This is a genomic window from Bradyrhizobium sp. ERR14, from assembly GCF_014198235.1.
Taxonomy (GTDB): Bacteria; Pseudomonadota; Alphaproteobacteria; order Rhizobiales; family Xanthobacteraceae; genus Bradyrhizobium.
Genome location: NZ_JACIHD010000003.1, coordinates 487,725 through 506,259, shown reverse-complemented (window position 1 = coordinate 506,259; position 18,535 = coordinate 487,725). Strand labels below are relative to the sequence as shown.

General features: G+C 64.4%; 16 protein-coding genes. 12 read left to right on the top strand and 4 right to left on the bottom strand.

Annotated features, from left to right (window positions below):
* Positions 1-233: 233 nt before the first annotated feature.
* The 7 genes from GGD62_RS12170 to xth all read left to right on the top strand — a co-directional run bounded on the left by GGD62_RS12170 (position 234) and on the right by xth (position 8,575).
* Entirely contained in the window at positions 234-572 is a 339-nt protein-coding gene (locus GGD62_RS12170) for a P-II family nitrogen regulator (protein ID WP_008142813.1), read from the top strand.
* A 38-nt stretch (positions 573-610) separates the two neighbouring features.
* Entirely contained in the window at positions 611-2,059 is a 1,449-nt protein-coding gene (locus GGD62_RS12165; protein WP_018323562.1) for an ammonium transporter, read from the top strand.
* A 218-nt stretch (positions 2,060-2,277) separates the two neighbouring features.
* A complete protein-coding gene (locus GGD62_RS12160) occupies positions 2,278-2,682 on the top strand; it encodes a GFA family protein (protein ID WP_179732460.1) in 405 nt (134 codons plus the stop codon).
* Positions 2,683-2,997: 315 nt separating this feature from the next.
* On the top strand, positions 2,998-4,212 hold the full coding sequence (locus tag GGD62_RS12155; protein ID WP_183708616.1) for an aminotransferase class I/II-fold pyridoxal phosphate-dependent enzyme: 1,215 nt from the start codon (positions 2,998-3,000) through the stop codon (positions 4,210-4,212).
* A gap of 9 nt (positions 4,213-4,221) precedes the next feature.
* Positions 4,222-6,699 carry a DNA translocase FtsK gene (locus tag GGD62_RS12150; protein ID WP_018323559.1) on the top strand — a complete coding sequence of 826 codons (2,478 nt, stop codon included), beginning with the start codon at positions 4,222-4,224 and terminating at the stop codon, positions 6,697-6,699.
* A 151-nt stretch (positions 6,700-6,850) separates the two neighbouring features.
* A complete protein-coding gene (locus tag GGD62_RS12145) occupies positions 6,851-7,606 on the top strand; it encodes an outer membrane lipoprotein carrier protein LolA (RefSeq protein WP_026202947.1) in 756 nt (251 codons plus the stop codon).
* 153 nt (positions 7,607-7,759) lie between these two features.
* Complete coding sequence (gene xth / locus GGD62_RS12140; RefSeq protein ID WP_183708614.1) at positions 7,760-8,575, top strand: exodeoxyribonuclease III; 816 nt, start codon at positions 7,760-7,762, stop codon at positions 8,573-8,575.
* A gap of 95 nt (positions 8,576-8,670) precedes the next feature.
* Here xth and GGD62_RS12135 read toward each other — a convergent pair whose 3' ends face one another.
* Together GGD62_RS12135 and GGD62_RS12130 are read right to left on the bottom strand one after the other, a co-directional pair.
* Complete coding sequence (locus GGD62_RS12135; RefSeq protein ID WP_018323556.1) at positions 8,671-9,114, bottom strand: cyclic nucleotide-binding domain-containing protein; 444 nt, start codon at positions 9,112-9,114, stop codon at positions 8,671-8,673.
* Between the two features lie 58 nt (positions 9,115-9,172).
* Complete coding sequence (locus tag GGD62_RS12130; protein ID WP_007598630.1) at positions 9,173-9,859, bottom strand: response regulator transcription factor; 687 nt, start codon at positions 9,857-9,859, stop codon at positions 9,173-9,175.
* A 178-nt stretch (positions 9,860-10,037) separates the two neighbouring features.
* Here GGD62_RS12130 and GGD62_RS12125 point away from each other — a divergent pair, with 178 nt between their 5' ends.
* The gene (locus GGD62_RS12125; RefSeq protein ID WP_409333940.1) at positions 10,038-10,631 is read left to right on the top strand and encodes a L,D-transpeptidase; all 594 of its coding nucleotides are present in this window, start codon (positions 10,038-10,040) and stop codon (positions 10,629-10,631) included.
* Between the two features lie 6 nt (positions 10,632-10,637).
* Positions 10,638-11,423: a 2-keto-4-pentenoate hydratase gene (locus GGD62_RS12120; RefSeq protein WP_183708612.1), complete on the top strand. Its 786-nt coding sequence runs from the start codon at positions 10,638-10,640 to the stop codon at positions 11,421-11,423.
* Positions 11,424-11,585: 162 nt separating this feature from the next.
* On the opposite strand, the gene GGD62_RS12115 is transcribed toward GGD62_RS12120, so the two are convergent.
* Positions 11,586-12,275: a YggS family pyridoxal phosphate-dependent enzyme gene (locus GGD62_RS12115; RefSeq protein ID WP_183708610.1), complete on the bottom strand. Its 690-nt coding sequence runs from the start codon at positions 12,273-12,275 to the stop codon at positions 11,586-11,588.
* A 108-nt stretch (positions 12,276-12,383) separates the two neighbouring features.
* Here GGD62_RS12115 and GGD62_RS12110 point away from each other — a divergent pair, with 108 nt between their 5' ends.
* Positions 12,384-14,087, top strand: a complete 1,704-nt coding sequence (locus GGD62_RS12110) for a diguanylate cyclase domain-containing protein (protein WP_092251310.1) — start codon at positions 12,384-12,386, stop codon at positions 14,085-14,087.
* On the opposite strand, the gene GGD62_RS12105 is transcribed toward GGD62_RS12110, so the two are convergent.
* The gene (locus tag GGD62_RS12105) at positions 14,084-15,130 is read right to left on the bottom strand and encodes a GGDEF domain-containing protein (protein ID WP_183708793.1); all 1,047 of its coding nucleotides are present in this window, start codon (positions 15,128-15,130) and stop codon (positions 14,084-14,086) included. The two genes, GGD62_RS12110 and GGD62_RS12105, sit on opposite strands and share 4 nt — an antisense overlap.
* A gap of 191 nt (positions 15,131-15,321) precedes the next feature.
* Between GGD62_RS12105 and leuS the strand changes: the two genes are divergently transcribed.
* Together leuS and lptE are read left to right on the top strand one after the other, a co-directional pair.
* Positions 15,322-17,946 (top strand): leucine--tRNA ligase, encoded by a 2,625-nt coding sequence (gene leuS, locus GGD62_RS12100; RefSeq protein WP_183708608.1) that lies wholly within the window; start codon positions 15,322-15,324, stop codon positions 17,944-17,946.
* Positions 17,933-18,484 carry an LPS assembly lipoprotein LptE gene (gene lptE, locus GGD62_RS12095; protein ID WP_018323549.1) on the top strand — a complete coding sequence of 184 codons (552 nt, stop codon included), beginning with the start codon at positions 17,933-17,935 and terminating at the stop codon, positions 18,482-18,484. The genes leuS and lptE overlap by 14 nt, the downstream gene beginning before the upstream one ends.
* The last annotated feature ends 51 nt before the right edge of the window (positions 18,485-18,535 follow it).

Here is an 18,535-nt window from a genome sequence, read left to right as displayed (position 1 = left end):
TTTAAGCAGGCATGACCACGTTTTGGGCGCGACGGAATAGCGCACTGCACCGCAATACGCGTTCATCGCGAAAACACCCGTTTTCATAGTCCGTTAGGCAATGCGCCCGATCTGGCACGGCATTTGATTCTAAGGGTCCAGGCTGTGCCCGCGTAGTGAACTTTCTCCCTCGTGGCGAACCAGTCGAGAACGCCCGGCCACGTCCGGACCGGGCCCAAGCGGGGATAGGACCCATGAAAATTGTTATGGCGATTATCAAGCCATTCAAGCTGGAAGAAGTCCGTGACGCCCTGACCGCCATCGGCGTTCACGGTCTCACGGTGACGGAAGTCAAGGGATATGGCCGCCAGAAGGGCCATACGGAAATCTATCGCGGCGCCGAATATGCCGTGAGCTTCCTGCCCAAGATCAAGATCGAGGTCGCTGTCGCCTCCGACCAGGTCGACAAGACCATCGACGCCATCACGTCCGCCGCGAAAACCGGACAGATCGGCGACGGCAAGATCTTCGTCATCAACCTCGACCACGCGGTGCGCATCCGCACCGGCGAGGCCGATGCCGCGGCCCTTTGATTTCGCGCTCAACCTTTATCCAATCAGGAGTGAATAATATGACGTTCAAGCGTCCCTATGGCGCGGGATTGGCGGCTCTCGCAGTCGGCCTGTTCGCTGCGACCGCGGCCTACGCCGAGCCAACGGTCAACAAGGGAGACAACGCCTGGATGCTGACATCGACAGTGCTGGTGCTGTTGATGACGATCCCCGGCCTCGCGCTGTTCTACGGCGGTCTCGTCCGTTCCAAGAACATGCTCTCCGTCCTGATGCAGGTGTTCTACACCGTCTGCGTCGTCACCGTGATCTGGGCCGTGTACGGCTACAGCCTCACCTTCACCGGCGGTTCCGACTTCATCGGCGGCTTCTCCAAGGCCTTCATGATGGGCGTCACCACCGATACGAAGGCCGCGACCTTCTCGGTCGACGCCAACATCTCGGAGCTCATCTATGTGTGCTTCCAGATGACCTTCGCGGCGATCACGCCCGCCCTCATCGTCGGCGCCTTCGCCGAGCGCATGAAGTTCTCGGCGATCGCCCTGTTTATCCCGCTTTGGGTCACGCTGATCTACTTCCCGATCGCGCACATGGTCTGGTACTGGCAGGGTCCGGACCTGATCCAGGATGCGGCCAAGGCGCTCGCTGCCGCCACTGATGCGGCCGCGAAGACCGCGGCGCAGGCCAAGCTCGACGAGATTAATGCCGACGCCGGCTGGATCTTCAAGAAGGGCGCGATCGACTTCGCGGGCGGCACCGTGGTGCACATCAACGCCGGCATCGCAGGCCTCGTCGGCGCTCTCCTGATCGGCAAGCGCGTCGGCTACGGCAAGGAGCTGATGGCCCCGCACTCGCTGACCATGTCGATGATCGGCGCCTCGCTGCTCTGGGTCGGCTGGTTCGGCTTCAACGCCGGCTCCAACCTCGAAGCCAATGGCGGCGCCGCCCTCGCCATGACCAACTCCTTCGTCGCCACCGCAGCCGCCGCGCTGTCGTGGATGTTCGCGGAGTGGATCATCAAGGGTCACCCGTCGGTGCTCGGCGTCATCTCCGGCGCTGTCGCGGGCCTCGTGGCGGTCACCCCTGCGGCCGGCTACTCCGGCGTCATGGGCGCGATCGTCCTCGGCCTCATCGTCGGCGTGGTCTGCCTGTTCTTCTGCACCGTCGTGAAGAACGCGCTCGGCTACGATGACAGCCTCGACGTGTTCGGCGTGCACTGCGTCGGCGGCATCGTCGGCGCCATCGGCACCGGCATCCTCGTCAACCCCGCCCTCGGTGGCGCTGGCGTCATGGACTACACCGCGATCCCGCCGAAGGTCGGCGACTACGACTTCGCGGCGCAGATGATGTCCCAGATCTGGGGCGTCGGCACCACGCTGGTGTGGTCGGGCATCGGTTCGGCGATCCTCTACAAGGTCGTCGACGTGATCGTTGGGCTGCGGACCAATGTCGAGAGCGAGCGTGAAGGCCTCGACATCACCGAGCACACCGAGCGCGCCTACAACATGTAAGTCTCCTCCCGGACGTGGTCTCCCCGGAGACCACGTCCAGAACTACGGTTCGGGCACATACCCGGCAATGCCCTGACCGTTGAGGGGCTCCAGCGCAAGCTGGAGCCCCTTTCTTTTTGGCAGGGTGCTTTTTGATTTCACAGCCAAGAAAAGGATTGCCATTCCGCACCGCCGGCGCAGAAATATCGACCACAAGAAACGATAATCGGGAGGTCGTCATGCGCTTGGAAGGCGGATGCTATTGCGGCGAAGTGCGTTACAAGGCCGAAGGTGATCCGATGATGCAGGCCCAGTGTCATTGCCGCGAGTGCCAGTACATCTCGGGCGGCGCACCCAACACCTTCATCGCGATGCCGGCGGCCGGCTTCAGCTACATCACGGGCCAGCCCAAGCAATTCACGCGCAAGGATCTCGAACGCGCCGTCACGCGCGAATTCTGCGCCGAGTGCGGCACGCATCTGGTGACCAAGGTTCCGGGACTGCCGGCGGTGGTCGTGAAAGTCGGCACGCTGGATGATCCGACCCAGTTCCATCCGCAGATGGCGATCTACACCTGCGACATCCAGGAATTCCATGCGATCCCGGCCGGCATGAAGACGTTCGAGAAGCTGCCGGGGCGCTGAAGTTCGAATCAAACCAAGGTGACGGTGCGCTTCCTCTCCCGCTTGCGGGGGAGGGCGGGGTGGGGGTGCCTCCGCGGGTGAGAACCCCCAAGAGGAGAGAGCCCTCACCCGGCGCTACGCGCCGACCTCTCCCGCAAGCGGGAGAGGTTGGGGGCCCCGCATCCCGTTGTTATCCGGCCTCATTATTCCTGCTCTGGACGGACCCGCCCGCCGATGGTTAATCGCGTCTTAACCTCGCCCTATCTATGGTGAACTGAACCGCTTCCCGCCGGGGCCTTCGCGCGACCGGCTGTTCCGAGAGTGCTGGCGCCCAGAATGGTCATGACCGCTTCATCCCGTGCGCCACAGGCCAGTGGAAGCTCCGATACCGGACGCTCGCCCTTCGTCCGGCTGAACGAGCTGCTGGCGCCGCATCAACCCGGCAAGCCCTTGATTTCGCTCGCGGTCGGCGAGCCGCAGCACCCCGTGCCCGATTTCGTCGGCCCGGTGCTGGCCAAGCGCATCGCCGATTTCGGCCGCTACCCGATGAATCAGGGCACCGACCCGTTCCGCCAGGCCGCGAGCGACTGGCTGTCGTCGCGCTTCAAGCTGCCGCGACCGCTCGACCCCAAGAGCGAGATGCTCGTCCTCAATGGCAGCCGCGAGGGGCTGTTCCTCGCCGCGATCGCGGCCGTCCGCTATGTCGGCCCGCGCCCCGGCAAACCGGCGATCCTGATGCCGAACCCGTTCTATCCGGTCTACGGCGCCGGCGCGGGTGCTGCAGCGTGCGAGCCGGTCTATCTGCCGACCACGGTCGAGAACGGCTTCCTGCCTGACCTCGATGCCATCGACGAGGCGACGCTGGCGCGCACGGTGGCGTTCTATCTGGCCTCGCCGGCCAATCCGCAGGGCTCGGTCGCCTCGCGCGACTACTTCACGCGCCTGAAGAGCCTCGCCGATCGCTATGGCTTCATGGTCCTCAGCGACGAATGCTATTCGGAGATCTATACCCGCGAAGCGCCGGGCAGTGCGCTCGAATGCGCCGGCCCCGATTTCACCCGCGTGGCTGCGTTCCAGTCACTGTCGAAGCGCTCCAACCTGCCGGGCCTGCGCGTCGGCTTTGCCGCCGGCGACAAGAAATTCATCGGCATGTTCCTGGAGCTGCGCAACATCGCCGCGCCGCAGGTGCCGGTGCCGCTCCAGCATGTCGCGACCTTTGCCTATGGCGACGAGGCGCATGTCGAGGAGAACCGCCGGCTCTACCGGATCAAGTTCGATCTCGCCGACCAGATCATCGGCAACCGCTACGGCTATCGCCGGCCCGATGCCGGCTTCTGCGTCTGGCTCAACACGTCCGAGATTGGAGATGACGTGTCGGTGACGCTGAAACTCTTCAAGGAAGCAGGCGTGCGCGTGGTGCCCGGCAGCTTTCTGGCGCGGCAACAGCCCGACGGCTTCAATCCCGGTGCAGGCTATATTCGCCTGGCGCTGGTGCAGGATGGCGAGACCACGGCGCAGGCGCTGCACCGGCTGGTCGAGACTCTGGGTTAGGCGGGGCCCATGAGCATGTCGGCAATCGAACGTGTCATTCCACTGGTCGGCCATCTGCCGCCCTCGATCCGCGAGGGGCTGGCGCGGCGCGTGCGCGAGCTCACCGGCTTCGGCCTGATCGCGTTGTCGGGCGTCGCCTCGGCAGCGCTGATGACCTGGTCGGTGCAGGACCCCAGCCTGAGCCACGCGACCTCGAGGCCGATCCGCAACATTCTCGGTTATGCCGGCGCGATCGGCGCCGACCTTGCGATGCAGATCCTCGGGCTCGGCGCCATCATGCTGGTCCTGACCGTCGCGGTCTGGGGCTGGCGCATGATGACCCACCGCCCGTTCGACCGCGAGGCGCTGCGGCTCGGCTCCTGGATTCTCTGCACGGTGATCGCGGCAGGTTTCGTCAGCTGCTGGCCGCATGGCGGCGCATGGCCGCTGCCGACCGGCCTCGGCGGCGTGGTCGGCGATGCGCTCGTACGCGCGCCCGCAGTGATTTTCGGGCCGGCCGGCACGATCTATCGCATCGTGCTGGGCACGATCCTGTTCGCTGCGATGGCCGCGACATTCCTGATCGCATGCGGTCTTGGCGCCCGCGAGCACGACGACGAGCTCTCGGAGATCGAGGACGACGACAAGCCGCTCGACGAGGACGAGGAGAACGATCGCGGCTCGGTGTCGCTGGGCTGGCTGTTCCATGCGCTGATGAGCACGAAGGCGCGGCTGATCTGGCTGTGTGGTGCCGCTTACCGCTCGCTGGTCTCGAGCGGCCCGAAGACCAAGGCCGTCGCGTTCAGCCGCCAGGAGCCGAATCTGGGCGGCGGCCGCGCGGCCCCCTCGATCTCGCCGCAGTCCGAGGACGAGGACTACGAGGATCAGCACGAGGAAGAGGAAGAAGACGAGGAGGAAGAGGAGGAGCCCGCCGCGCGCGCCCCGCGCAAGAAGGCTGCCCCGAAAGCCGCCGCGAAGAAATCCTCCGACAAGTTCGAGCTTCCGTCCGTCTCCGTGCTGGCCGCGCCGAAGGCCGGCGATCGCCAGCCGCTCAGCAAGGCCGAGCTGGAAGCCAATTCGCGTTCCCTTGAAGGCGTGCTCCAGGACTTTGGCGTGCGCGGCGAGATCGTCAAAGCCAATCCGGGCCCCGTGGTCACGCTGTACGAGCTGGAGCCGGCGCCCGGCATCAAATCGTCGCGCGTGATCGGGCTTGCCGACGACATAGCCCGCTCGATGAGCGCGCTGTCGGCGCGCGTCGCGGTCGTGCCCGGCCGCAACGCCATCGGCATCGAGCTGCCGAACGCGCACCGCGAAAAGGTCTATTTGCGCGAGCTGCTGATCGCCAAGGAAGCCACCGAGACGGTGGCGAAGCTGCCGCTCTGCCTCGGCAAGACCATCGGCGGCGATCCTGTGATCATCGACCTCGCGCGCACGCCGCACATGCTGATCGCCGGCACCACCGGCTCCGGCAAATCGGTCGCCATCAACACCATGATCCTCAGCCTGGTCTACCGGCTGCGTCCGGACCAGTGCCGCCTGATCATGGTCGATCCGAAGATGCTCGAACTCTCCGTCTATGACGGCATTCCCCATCTGCTCACGCCCGTCGTGACCGACCCGAAGAAGGCGGTGGTCGCGCTGAAATGGGCCGTGCGCGAGATGGAGGAGCGCTACAAGAACATGGCCAAGCTCGGTGTGCGCAACATCGACGGCTACAACACGCGCCTGCTCGAATTGAAGGCCAAGGGCGAAGAGCCGACGCGCACGGTTCACACCGGCTTCGACAAGGAAACCGGCAAGGCGATCTACGAGGAAGAGAAGCTCTCGCTCGATCCGCTGCCCTACATCGTCATCATCGTCGACGAAATGGCCGACCTGATGATGGTCGCCGGCAAGGACATCGAAGGCGCGGTGCAGCGCCTCGCGCAGATGGCGCGCGCCGCCGGCCTGCACGTGATCCTCGCGACGCAGCGTCCGTCGGTCGACGTCATCACCGGCACCATCAAGGCGAACTTCCCGACCCGCATCGCCTTCCAGGTCACGTCCAAGATCGACAGCCGCACCATTCTGGGCGAGATGGGCGCCGAGCAGCTGCTCGGCCAGGGCGACATGCTCTACATGGCGGGCGGCGGCCGCATCAGCCGTGTGCACGGACCTTTCGCCTCCGACGACGAAGTCGAGAAGGTGGTGCGTCACCTCAAGACGCAGGGCCAGCCGGAATATCTCGAAGCCGTCACGGCCGAAGAGCCCACCGAGGACGAGGACGGTGCGGTGTTCGACGCCACCGGCATGGGCGGCGATGGCGGCGGCGACCTCTTCCAGCAGGCCGTTGCGATCGTCAAACGCGACCGCAAGGCCTCGACCAGCTACATCCAGCGTCGCCTGCAGATCGGCTATAACCGCGCCGCATCCTTGATGGAGCGCATGGAACTGGAAGGCATCGTCGGACCTGCCAACCACGCCGGCAAACGCGAGATTCTGGTCGAGGAAGAAGACAGCCATATGTGAGGCAGCCGCCTCCAGACATCATTTCACGCGAAATCGTTATCTGCTTTTGCCCGAAATCACGCTAAAAGACGCCCAGCCACGTTAGGACGACGCGTTGATCAGACATCCGGACATTCGATTCGCTGCCACCATTGCTGCGCGAAGCGCGCGCGTGGCCGGCGTGCTTCTCGTCACCGCTGCGATGGTGACGGCGTCCTCGTTCGCGCAGAACGTCCCGGTGCCGAAACCCGCGCCGAAGGGCCGCGACGGCGGAACGTCCGCCGGCGGGCCCGCTGTCACCGGTGCGACTCAGGCGCCGCCGAATCCGGTGATCCCGGATCCGCGCCGCAACGTGCCGAGCAGCATCTTCCAGACCTTCGATGCCAACCAGAAGGCGCAGGCGGCCAAGGTCAGTGCCTATCTGTCATCGCTGTCGACGCTGGTCGGGAATTTCGTCCAGGTCGGCCCCGACGGCAGCAAGACGCAAGGCGATTTCTACATCCAGAAACCGGGCAAGGTGCGCTTCGAATATGACGCGCCGAGCCCGATCGACATTGTCGCCGACGGATCCTCGCTGGTGGTGCGCGACCGCAAGCTCGCGACCCAGGACGTCTATCCGCTGTCGCAGACGCCGCTGCGTTTCCTGCTGTCGGATCGCATCGACCTGATGAAGGACACCAATGTCGTTGGCGTCTCGGCCGACGACGTCTTCGTCAGCGTCACCATCGAGGAGAAGCAGGCGCTGGTCGGCACCAGCCGCCTCCTCTTGATGTTCGGCGCCAAGGACGGTCAGTTGAAGCAATGGACCGTCACCGATCCGCAGGGCTACGACACCACGATCGCGGTCTACAATCTGGACTCGAGCAAGAAGCTCGATCCCGGCATGTTCAAGATCGATTTCACCAATTACGGCCCGGCACCGGGATAGGTCTCGTAGGGTGGGTAAAGGCGCACTTGCGCCGTGCCCACGATCTCTCGCCTCATGGCAGGCACGTGGGCACGCTTCGCTTTGCCCACCCTACGAGAGCGCGCTGTGGACAAGCATTTTCCCCGCGCTAATCCATGCTAAGACGCATCCTCCATGCGTTTTTCCCTGACAACCTGGAACATCAATTCGGTGCGGCTGCGCATCGATCTGGTCGCGAAATTCCTCAAGAGCGCGCGGCCGGACGTGCTGTGCCTGCAGGAGACCAAGTGCATCGACGATGCCTTTCCGCTGAAGCGCTTCAAGCGGCTCGGCTATGAGCACGTCGCGCTGAACGGGCAGAAGGGCTATCACGGCGTCGCCATCGTCTCGAAGATTCCGTTCGAATCGACGGACATCCGCACCTTCTGCGACAAGGTGGATTCGCGTCACATCTCCGTATCGTTCGGCGAGAAGGCCAACGTCGCAAAGCCGCTGGTCGTGCATAATTTCTACGTGCCCGCCGGCGGCGACATTCCCGATCCCGCACTGAACGAGAAGTTCGACCACAAGCTTCGCTTCCTCGACGAGATGAAGGCGTGCGAGCCGTTGCATCCGCGCGGGGAGGATCGCCACATCCTGGTCGGCGATCTCAACGTCGCCCCGCACGAGAACGATGTGTGGTCGCACAAGCAGCTTCTGAAGGTGGTCTCGCACACGCCGATCGAAACCGAGAAGCTGCAGGCCGCGCTGGCCGCCGGCGAATGGATCGACGTCGCGCGCGAGCGGATTCCGATGTCGGAAAAAGTCTACACGTGGTGGAGCTACCGCTCCGCCGACTGGACCGTCGGCGATCGCGGCCGCAGGCTCGACCACATCTGGGTCTCGCGCGCGTTGAAGGATGCGGTCAGGGATTTCAGGATTCTTCGCGATGCGCGGAGCTGGGAGCGGCCGTCGGACCACGTGCCTGTCACGGTGACGCTGGAGGTGTGAGGTCCCGTAGCCCGGATGGAGCGCAGCGAAATCCGGGACAGTTTTTCCGCACGCCAGAATCCCGGATTGCGCTGCGCTTCATCCGGGCTACGACGTCAGCTCGTCAGCTTCGCACCCGCCATCAGGATGTCACTGGCGATCTGGCTGGAGCGGACCGCGAATTCATCGCGCAGCCGAACCGCTGCGGCGGGGTCGCTTTCGAGCACGCGCTGAAACAGGCTGCGTGCGACGCGGATGACGGAGGAATGCTCCAGCGCGATCGCGCTCGACGGCCGCTTCATCGGCACCACCAGCGCAAGCTCGCCGATCAGCGCGCCGGGACCTGCGATCATCTCGGCGCCGGCGCCGTCATCGACCCGAAAGGCGCCGCGCTGGACCACGAAGCCGGCATCGGCGTCGTCGCCGAGATTGAACAGGGTATCGCCGCGGACGAAGTTACGCTGCTCGGAGCCGATCGCCAGCATGCGCAACGAGGCGTCTCCCAACAGGCGCAATGTCGGGACACGCTCGAGAAGCGCTACGTCGTCGTCGATTGACATTCAGATCCGAGGCTCAAAGGCATGCGATCTAAAACGATTCGCACGCCCTTCGAGCGTATCACGGCACCAGCTTGTAGCCACCGGCTTCCGTGACCAGGATTTCCGGGTTGGCGGCATCCTTCTCGATCTTCTGGCGGAGGCGATAGATGTGGGTTTCCAGCGTGTGGGTGGTGACGCCGGAATTATAACCCCAGACCTCCTGGAGCAGGGTCTCGCGCGAGACCGGCATCTGGCCGGCGCGGTAGAGGAAGCGGAGGATCGCGGTCTCCTTCTCCGTCAGCCGCACCTTGCGCGCATTGGCGGCGGTGAGCATCTTAGAGCCGGGCCGGAAGGAGTAGGGGCCGACCGAGAACACCGCGTCCTCGCTGGCCTCGTGCTGGCGCAGCTGGGCGCGGATGCGGGCCAGCAGGACGGCGAAACGAAAGGGCTTTGCCACATAGTCGTTGGCGCCGGATTCAAGCCCCAAAATCGTATCGGAATCGGTGTCGTGCCCGGTCAGCATGATGATCGGAGCCTTGAAGCCGCCCTTGCGCAAGGAGCGGACCACTTCGCGGCCGTCGGTGTCGGGCAGGCCGACGTCCATCAGGACGAGATCGGGGGCATTGGCCTTGGCCGCGCTCGCGCCTTTGGCGCCGGTATCGACCGCGGAAGCTTCAAATTCTTCGTGTAGCGATAATTGCTCCACCAACGTGTCGCGCAGATCGGTATCGTCATCCACGATCAGGATCTTGCGGGCATTGGCCATAGGGGGTCATCCTTTTGGGGTCCGGCTCGGCGCGCATCCATGCTGCACCCGCCGTGAGGGGAAGTTTAGGGGTCGCCGTTATTATTGTTGTTCGTGTTGAAGTAGTGGGCTGTTACCGATTCACAAGCCAGAAGCACTCTAACTCAGAATAGCAGGCCGGTTTGATGAATGTCCTGTAATGAATTCGACATTGCACGTTCACATGAAAAATAAAGCAGCTTCAGTCAGTTACACCAAGAATCGAAGCGCCGGACCGCTCTCTGTGATCCGCGTTAAGCCTGCGGCCGGGAATCCGCGCCGAGGCTGGCTGACGGCGGGATCGCTGACCATACCGGTTGCGCTGGGGCGGGGCGGCATCCTGGCCAACAAGCGCGAGGGCGACGGCGGCACCCCCAGGGGCAGCTTCCGTCCGAGGCGCTTGTGGTGGCGGGGTGACCGGCACAGCCGTCCGCAGAGCTTCCTGCCGGCCCGGATCATCACCGCAGAAGACGCCTGGTGCGAGGACCCCAGGGATCGCCATTACAACCAGGGAATCCGGTTCGACGAGGGGCAGGGCGGTGACCGGCTCAAGCGGGCGGACCATCTCTATGACTTCATCATCGAAATCGACCACAACACGCGACCGCGGGTCGCCGGCCGCGGCAGCGCGGTATTCTTGCACCTGGCCCGCGACAATTTTGGCCCGACCGCAGGCTGCGTCTCCATGACGAAATCTGCGATGCTGCAATTGCTGCGGCGATTGGGGCCACGAACAAGAATCATCATCGGGTGAGGACGCATGCTCGACAGGGATCAGATCGCGGCCGCCTCGCGCGTGCTCGTTCAACATTGGCGCGACGGCACCAAGCTTGAGGCGCTGGAGCCGCGGTTGCGGCCGCAGAGCCGCACGGAGGGCTATGCTATCCAGGCCGGGCTCGAAACACTGTCGCACGGGACATTGTTCGGCTGGAAGATCGCGGCCACGAGCGTATCAGGACAGAAACACATCAACGTCACGGGACCGCTGGCCGGTCGCATCATGAGCGACACCGTGATTGCCGATGGCGGCACTGCGTCGATGAAGGGCAACGAGATGCGCGTCGGCGAGCCTGAATTCGCCTTCCGCATGGGACGCGATCTGCCGCCGCGTGCAACGCCCTACAGCGTCGATGAGGTGCTCGGCGCCGTCGACACCTTCCATCCTGCGATCGAGATTCCCGATTCCCGCTTTGCCGATTTCGCTGGAGCGGGCGAGGCGCAGCTGATCGCCGACAATGCCTGCGCGCATCTGTTCGTGCTGGGCGCGGCGACGACTGCGAACTGGCGTGGGATGGATCTCGTCGAGGAGCGGCCAAAGATTATGCTGCGCGGCGAGCGCTATGTCGGCCACGGCAAGAACGTGCTCGGCGATCCCCGCGTAGCGCTCGCCTGGCTCGCCAATGAGCTGCGCGGACTTGGACTGACCTTGCGGGCAGGGGAGGTGGTGACCACAGGCACGTGCCATCCGCCGCTGCCGATCCAGGCCGGCGATCATCTCGCGGCGGACTTTGGCGTGCTCGGGAAGGTATCGGTGGGGTTTGTGTAGGCCCGACCCACTCCGCCGTCGTCCCTGCGAACGCAGGGACCCATAACCCCAGGGAGAAGTTTGGCGAGGATTGGGAGTTACCTGAATTTCGCCGGTACGAAGACCACCTATCAATCGGAGATCACGCGGTATGGATCCCTGCCTTCGCAGGGACGACAACAACTATCTATGCCCGAAGATCGCACTCCCCACGCGCACATGGGTGGCACCTAGCATGATGGCATTGGCGAAATCCGCGCTCATGCCCATCGAGAGATTGGTCAATCCATTACGCGCGGCGATCTTGGCGGTCAGCGCGAAATGCGCCGCCGGCGGCTCGTCGACCGGCGGGATGCACATCAATCCAGAGATCGTCAGCCCATAGGTGTCGCGGCAGCTGGCGAGGAAGGCGTCGGCCTCGCCGGGCGCGATGCCGGCCTTCTGCGGCTCCTCGCCGGTGTTGATCTGGACGAAGAGTTGCGGGTGCTTGTTCTGGGATTCGATTTCCTTGGCTAACGCCTGGCAAATGCTCGGACGGTCGACCGAATGGATCGCATCGAACAGCGCGACCGCCTCTTTCGCCTTGTTGGACTGCAACGGTCCGATCAGATGCAGCGCGATGCCCGAGTAAACAGACGTTAACGCAGGCCACTTGCCTTTGGCCTCCTGCACCCGATTCTCGCCGAATACGCGCTGTCCGGCGTCGATAACCGGGGTAATTGCATCCGCGGCGAAAGTCTTGGACACCGCGATCAGCGTCACGGAGGCGCGATCGCGCCGCGCATCCTTGCAGGCACGGGCGATTTCGGCTTCGACCGCGGCGAGCGCGTTTGGTGAATGGCCGGTTATCGGCGCGGCGTTGGCTTCTGTCATGACGTCGATTGGCTGTGATCCTGACCGAGGTAAGTCCAATTTTACCGAGTTCAAGAAAGAGTTTTTGAACCCTTCGCTTTACCTTGGCCGACGGGGTGGGTAGCGAAGATGGCAACAATCAGTCTCAACCGCAAACGAGCGAAACTCAAGCAGGTTCTCGGAATCCGGGCGCGGCTTGCATTGCTCGCGGTGATTCTGGTGGCGCCCTTGATGCTCGAGCGCATCCGTTCGCTCGAAGATACCCGCACCCGGCAGATCGCACAGGCCACGGTTGAATTCACCACCGTCGCGCGGCACAGCGCCGATGCGCAACGCGAGGTGATCTCGTCGGTCGAGACCATTCTGAAATCGGAGGCCTTCATCCGCGCCTCCGCCGGCGGCGTCAGCAAGAGCTGCGACGTGCTGCGCGCGAGCCTGCCGTCGAACCTGCCCTGGATCCGCACGCTTTTGATCGCCGGCGCAGACGGGCGCATCCAGTGCGCGACGAACAATATGTATGTCGGCCTCGACCTGAGCGACCGGCCCTACTTTCAGCAGGCCCAAACGAGCGGCCGCTTCGTGCTGAGTGATTTCATCCTGTCGCGGCCGATAGCAGCACCGACGGTGATGGCGGCTTATCCCGTATCGGCCTTCAGCGGCGTGTCCGATGCCGTCGTCCTTGCCACGGTCAATCTCGACTGGATGTCGAAGGTCATGAGCAATCTGGGCGGCCGCGCCGGCATCACGGCCGTGCTGGTCGACAGCGCAGGCACCGTGCTGGCCGCGCCGGCCGATCAGCACAGCGCAGTCGGCCGTCCGCTCGACAACATGCCGCTGATGTCGGCGATCGCCGACAGGGCACTGCGTTCCGACCAGGACGAAGGCTCACTGTCTTTCCTCGCCGCCGACGGCTCGCGCCGCGCGGTCAGCTACATCCGCATCTCCGGCACCAACGCCCGCCTGATCGCCAGCATCGACGAAGACAAGGTGTCCGCGGCGGTCAACCGCGACATCCGCACCGCCTATCTCCAGCTCGCTTTTGTCGTCGTGTTCGTCCTGCTCGGCGCGCTGATCGCCGCCGAAAAGCTCGTCATCAAGCCGATCGAGATGCTCGTCGACATGGCCAAGCGTCTCGGCGAGGGCGATCTGTCGGCGCGCGCGGCGCGCAATCGCCTGCCGGCCGAGTTCGTGCCGCTGGCCCGCGCGTTCAACGCGATGGCGGCGCAGCTGAGCCAGCGCGAGCGCGAGCTGATCGCGAGCAACGACCGGCTGACGGTGATGGCCTCGATCGACATGCTGTCGGGGCTCGCCAACCGTCGCGGCTTCCAGAGCCGGCTCGACTTCGAGTGGATGCGCGCGCAGCAATATGGCAGCGACCTCGCGCTGCTGATGATCGACGTCGACCATTTCAAGCTGTTCAACGACACCTATGGCCATCTCGAAGGCGATTCCTGCCTGACCAGACTCGGCGAGTCGCTGTCCGGCATCGCCGCCGACACGATGGGCTTCGCGGCACGCTATGGCGGCGAGGAGTTCTGCCTGCTGCTGCCGAACACCGACGTGAACCGCGCCGTCGAAATCGGCGAGCTGGCCCGCGCGGCCGTGCTGAAGCTGTGCCTGCCGCACATCACCTCGGCCCACATGATCGTCACCGTCTCGATCGGCGTTGCCGCGACGAAGCCGAACGAGGCCTTGCGTCCCGGCGACCTGATCGAAGCCGCCGACGCCGCGCTCTACGCCGCAAAACACCGCGGCCGCAACAATGTCGTCGAGCACGGCGTGCAGGCGATCGAGACCGGCGCCGTCGAAATGATGATGGCGGCGAGCGCCTAACCCGCAGTCCCCACGCGATCGAGCGCGGTCTCCGTCACCACGCGATTGCGGCCGCTGCCCTTGGCGAGATAGAGCGCGCGGTCGCAACGCTCGATGAGATCGGTGATCGCTTCGCCGGCCCGGTACTGCGCCACGCCGATCGACACGCTGATGCTGGGCAGGACCTCGCCGGTGGAGCGGCGTGTGATCGTGCACTCGGCGAGCGCGTGCCTGATCCGCTCGGCAATCTCGGCACAGGTGGCGAGATCGGCATCCGGCAGCACCGCGATCAGCTCCTCGCCGCCATAGCGGGCCGGCAGATCCTGCTCGCGAACCTTTTCACGCAGCACCTTCGCCATCAGGCGCAGCACCTGGTCGCCGACGCCGTGGCCGAAATTGTCGTTGAAGGTCTTGAAGTGGTCGATGTCGAGCATCAGCACGCTGAGCGGCTCGCCCCACGCCGCAGTCGCCCGCGCCTTGCGCAGGAATTCGTCGAGCGCCCGCCGGTTTGCGAGGCCGGTCAGCGTGTCGGTCCGGGCGCGCTCCTCGGACCTCGATAGCGAATCGCGGATCACGTCGAGCTCGCGGGTCTTTTCCGCAAAGCCTGCCTCCAGCCGTGTCGCCCGTGTGGCGGCCCGCGCCAGCTCGTTCATGAGCTGGGCAACCAACGCCTTCGGATCGACGCCGGCCTTGCCCTGGTCCGCCACCTCGCTGATGACCTGCATCTGCGAATGATTGTCGGCGATCGCGGTCGCCAGAAACTCCTTCGCGGCCCCCATGAGCGCCTGCAGCCGCTCGGACGTGTCGACCACGGCGGCACTCACCTGGGGCGCGACATAGGTCTTGAACAGGTCCTGATTGGTTCGGGCGTCGAACGGACGATTGTGGTCGATCAGGAGATCGATCGCGTTGCGCAGATCCTCATGGCCGTCCCCGAAATACAGGAACCAGACGGCAAAATTGGCCGGGGTCGGCGCAATCCGCTGTTCGGCCATGCTCCGCATCGCCCGTCCGGCAATGGACGCGGCATAGTCGTAATCGGGCTCGTCGAAGCTGGAATCCATCGCACTCATGCGGTCTCGTCGGGCCGCAAATTGGCATTGACCCCTTAATCACACCCCAACGCCGACCTTCGTAGTTATGCGGAGGCGCCGGCAAGGTTCCAAACCGCGGCAACCCATTGACCCCCTAAGGACTTCTATGGCCTAGTCCGCCGTCTTGAGACGGCCGAACCCACGAAAACCCCAACGATTCCATGACCTCCGAACGCTATAACGCCCGCGACGCCGAACCGCGCTGGCAACGCCTCTGGGACGAACAGGCGATCTTCGTCTCCAAGAACGACGATTCGCGGCCGAAATACTATGTGCTCGAGATGTTCCCCTACCCGTCCGGGCGCATCCATATCGGCCATGTCCGGAATTATACGCTCGGCGACGTGCTGGCCCGCTTCATGCGCGCCAAGGGGTTCAACGTGCTGCATCCGATGGGCTGGGACGCTTTCGGCCTGCCGGCCGAGAATGCCGCGATCGAGCGCAAGGTCGCGCCGAAAGCCTGGACCTACGACAACATCGCCGCGATGAAGAAGCAGCTCCGCTCGATCGGGCTGTCACTGGACTGGTCACGCGAATTCGCGACCTGCGACCCCAGCTACTACAAGCATCAGCAGAAGATGTTCCTGGACATGCTTGGCGCCGGCCTCGCCGAGCGCGAGAAGCGCAAGCTCAACTGGGATCCGGTCGACATGACCGTGCTCGCCAACGAGCAAGTGATCGACGGCCGGGGCTGGCGCTCCGGTGCGATCGTCGAGCAGCGTGAGATGAGCCAATGGGTCTTCAAGATCACGAAGTACTCGCAGGAGCTGCTGTCCGCGCTCGACGGGCTCGATCGCTGGCCCGACAAGGTGCGGCTGATGCAGCGCAACTGGATCGGCCGCTCGGAAGGGCTGCTGGTCCGCTTCGCGCTGGATCAGGCGACGACGCCCGCCGGCGAGAGTGAGCTGAAGATCTTCACGACGCGCCCGGACACGCTGTTCGGCGCAAAGTTCATGGCGATCTCGGCAGATCATCCGCTGGCGCAGGCGGCCGCCGCGAAGAACCCTGAGCTTGCGGAGTTCATGGCCGACATCAAGAAGATCGGCACCGCGCAGTCGATCATCGACACCGCGGAGAAGCAGGGCTTTGACACCGGCATCCGTGCGGTGCACCCGTTCGATCCGAATTGGAAGCTGCCGGTCTATGTCGCGAATTTCGTGCTGATGGAATACGGCACCGGCGCGATCTTCGGCTGCCCGGCGCACGATCAGCGCGACCTCGACTTCGTCAACAAGTACAATCTCGGCAATACGCCGGTGGTGTGCCCCGAGGGCCAGGACCCAAAATCGTTCGTCATCACCGACACCGCCTATGACGGTGACGGCCGCATGATCAATTCGCGCTTCCTCGACGGCATGACCATCGAGCAGGCCAAGGACGAGGTCGCAAAACGTCTGGAAAGCGAGCTGCGCGGCAACGCGCCGGTCGGCGAGCGCCAGGTGAATTTCCGCCTGCGTGACTGGGGTATCTCACGCCAGCGCTATTGGGGCTGCCCGATTCCCGTCATCCATTGCCCGAAATGTGATGTGGTGCCGGTACCGGATGCCGATTTGCCGGTGACGCTGCCTGACGATGCGACCTTCGACAAGCCGGGCAATGCGCTCGACCATCATCCGACCTGGAAGCACGTCACCTGCCCCAAATGCGGCGGCAAAGCCCAGCGCGAAACCGACACCATGGACACCTTCGTGGATTCGTCCTGGTACTTTGCGCGCTTCACCGATCCCTGGAACGAGACCGCGCCGACGACGCCCGCCGTCGCCAACCGGATGCTGCCGGTCGACCAATATATCGGCGGCGTCGAGCACGCGATCCTGCATCTGCTCTACAGCCGCTTCTTCACCCGCGCGATGAAGGCGACCGGGCACATCGCGCTGGACGAGCCGTTCGCCGGCATGTTCACGCAAGGCATGGTGGTGCACGAGACCTACCAGAAAGCCGACGGCACCTATGTGCAGCCGGCCGAGGTCAAGGTCGAGGTCGGCGGAAATGGGCGCCGTGCAACGCTATTGACGACGGGCGAAGACATCCAGATCGGCCCGATCGAGAAGATGTCGAAATCGAAGAAGAACACGGTCGATCCCGACGACATCATCGAGACCTACGGCGCCGATGTCGCCCGCTGGTTCATGCTGTCGGACTCCCCGCCCGACCGCGACGTGATCTGGAGCGACGAGCGCGTCCAGGGTGCCTCGCGCTTCGTCCAGCGGCTGTGGCGGCTGGTGAACGATTCCATCGAGCTCGGCAAAGCCGCGCCGGCGGCCCGGCCGGCCAGCTTCGGCCCGGACGCGACTGCCTTGCGCAAGGCCGCCCATGGCGCGCTCGACAAGGTCACCACCGGAATCGAGCGGCTGCACTTCAACGTCTGCCTGGCCCATATCCGCGAATTCGCCAATACCTTCTCGGAGATCCTGCAGCGCCCCGGCCAGCCAACCCCCGATTTGGCTTGGGCGATCCGCGAAGCCGGCCAGATCCTGGTCCAGCTGTTCTCCCCGATGATGCCGCACCTTGCCGAAGAGTGCTGGCAAGCTCTGGGCCAGAGCGGGCTGGTTTCCGAGGCCAATTGGCCGCAAATCGAACGCGATTTGCTGGTTGAAGACAGCGTGACCCTCGTGGTCCAGGTCAACGGCAAGAAGCGGGGTGACGTCACAGTTGCAACAGCGGCCCAGAATCCGGAAATCGAGGCTGCCGTTTTGGCTCTCGATGCGGTAAAACTGGCCCTGGACGGCAAGCCCGTCCGCAAGGTGATCATCGTCCCCAAGAGGATCGTAAATGTTGTCGGCTAGGATCCGCATCGCAGCCCGCTTGCTGGCGGTCGCCGCATTGGCGGCGCTGACGGCTGGTTGCTTCCAGCCGATGTATGCCGAGCGTGGCGACGGCACCCCCGGCTTGCGCGAGAAGCTGATGGGGGTCGAGCTCCCGCCGATCGCCAAGCCCAATGCCTCCCGCGAGGCCCGTGTCGGTGTCGAAGTCCGCAATGCTCTCGCCTTCAAGCTCTACGGCACCGCGACCGGAATGCCGCCGACCCATCGGCTGGACATCCGCTTCACCTCCAGCCGTTCTTCGCTGATCGTCAGCGCCACGACGGGATTGCCGACCAGCGAAAACCTCGGCATCGACGCCCAGTACAATCTGATCGAGGTCGCGACCGGCAAGTCGGTGATGACCGGCACCACGTTCTCGCGCGTGTCCTATGACATGCCCGGGTCCTATCAGCGCTTCTCCCGCACCCGCGCCGTCCGCGACGCGGAGGATCGTGCCGCCAACGAGATCGCCGAGAACATCACGACCCGGCTCGCCTCGTTCTTCACCGCTGGCACGTAGTGCATTCCCGTCATTCCGGGGCGCCCGCAGGGCGAACCCGGAATCCAGAGA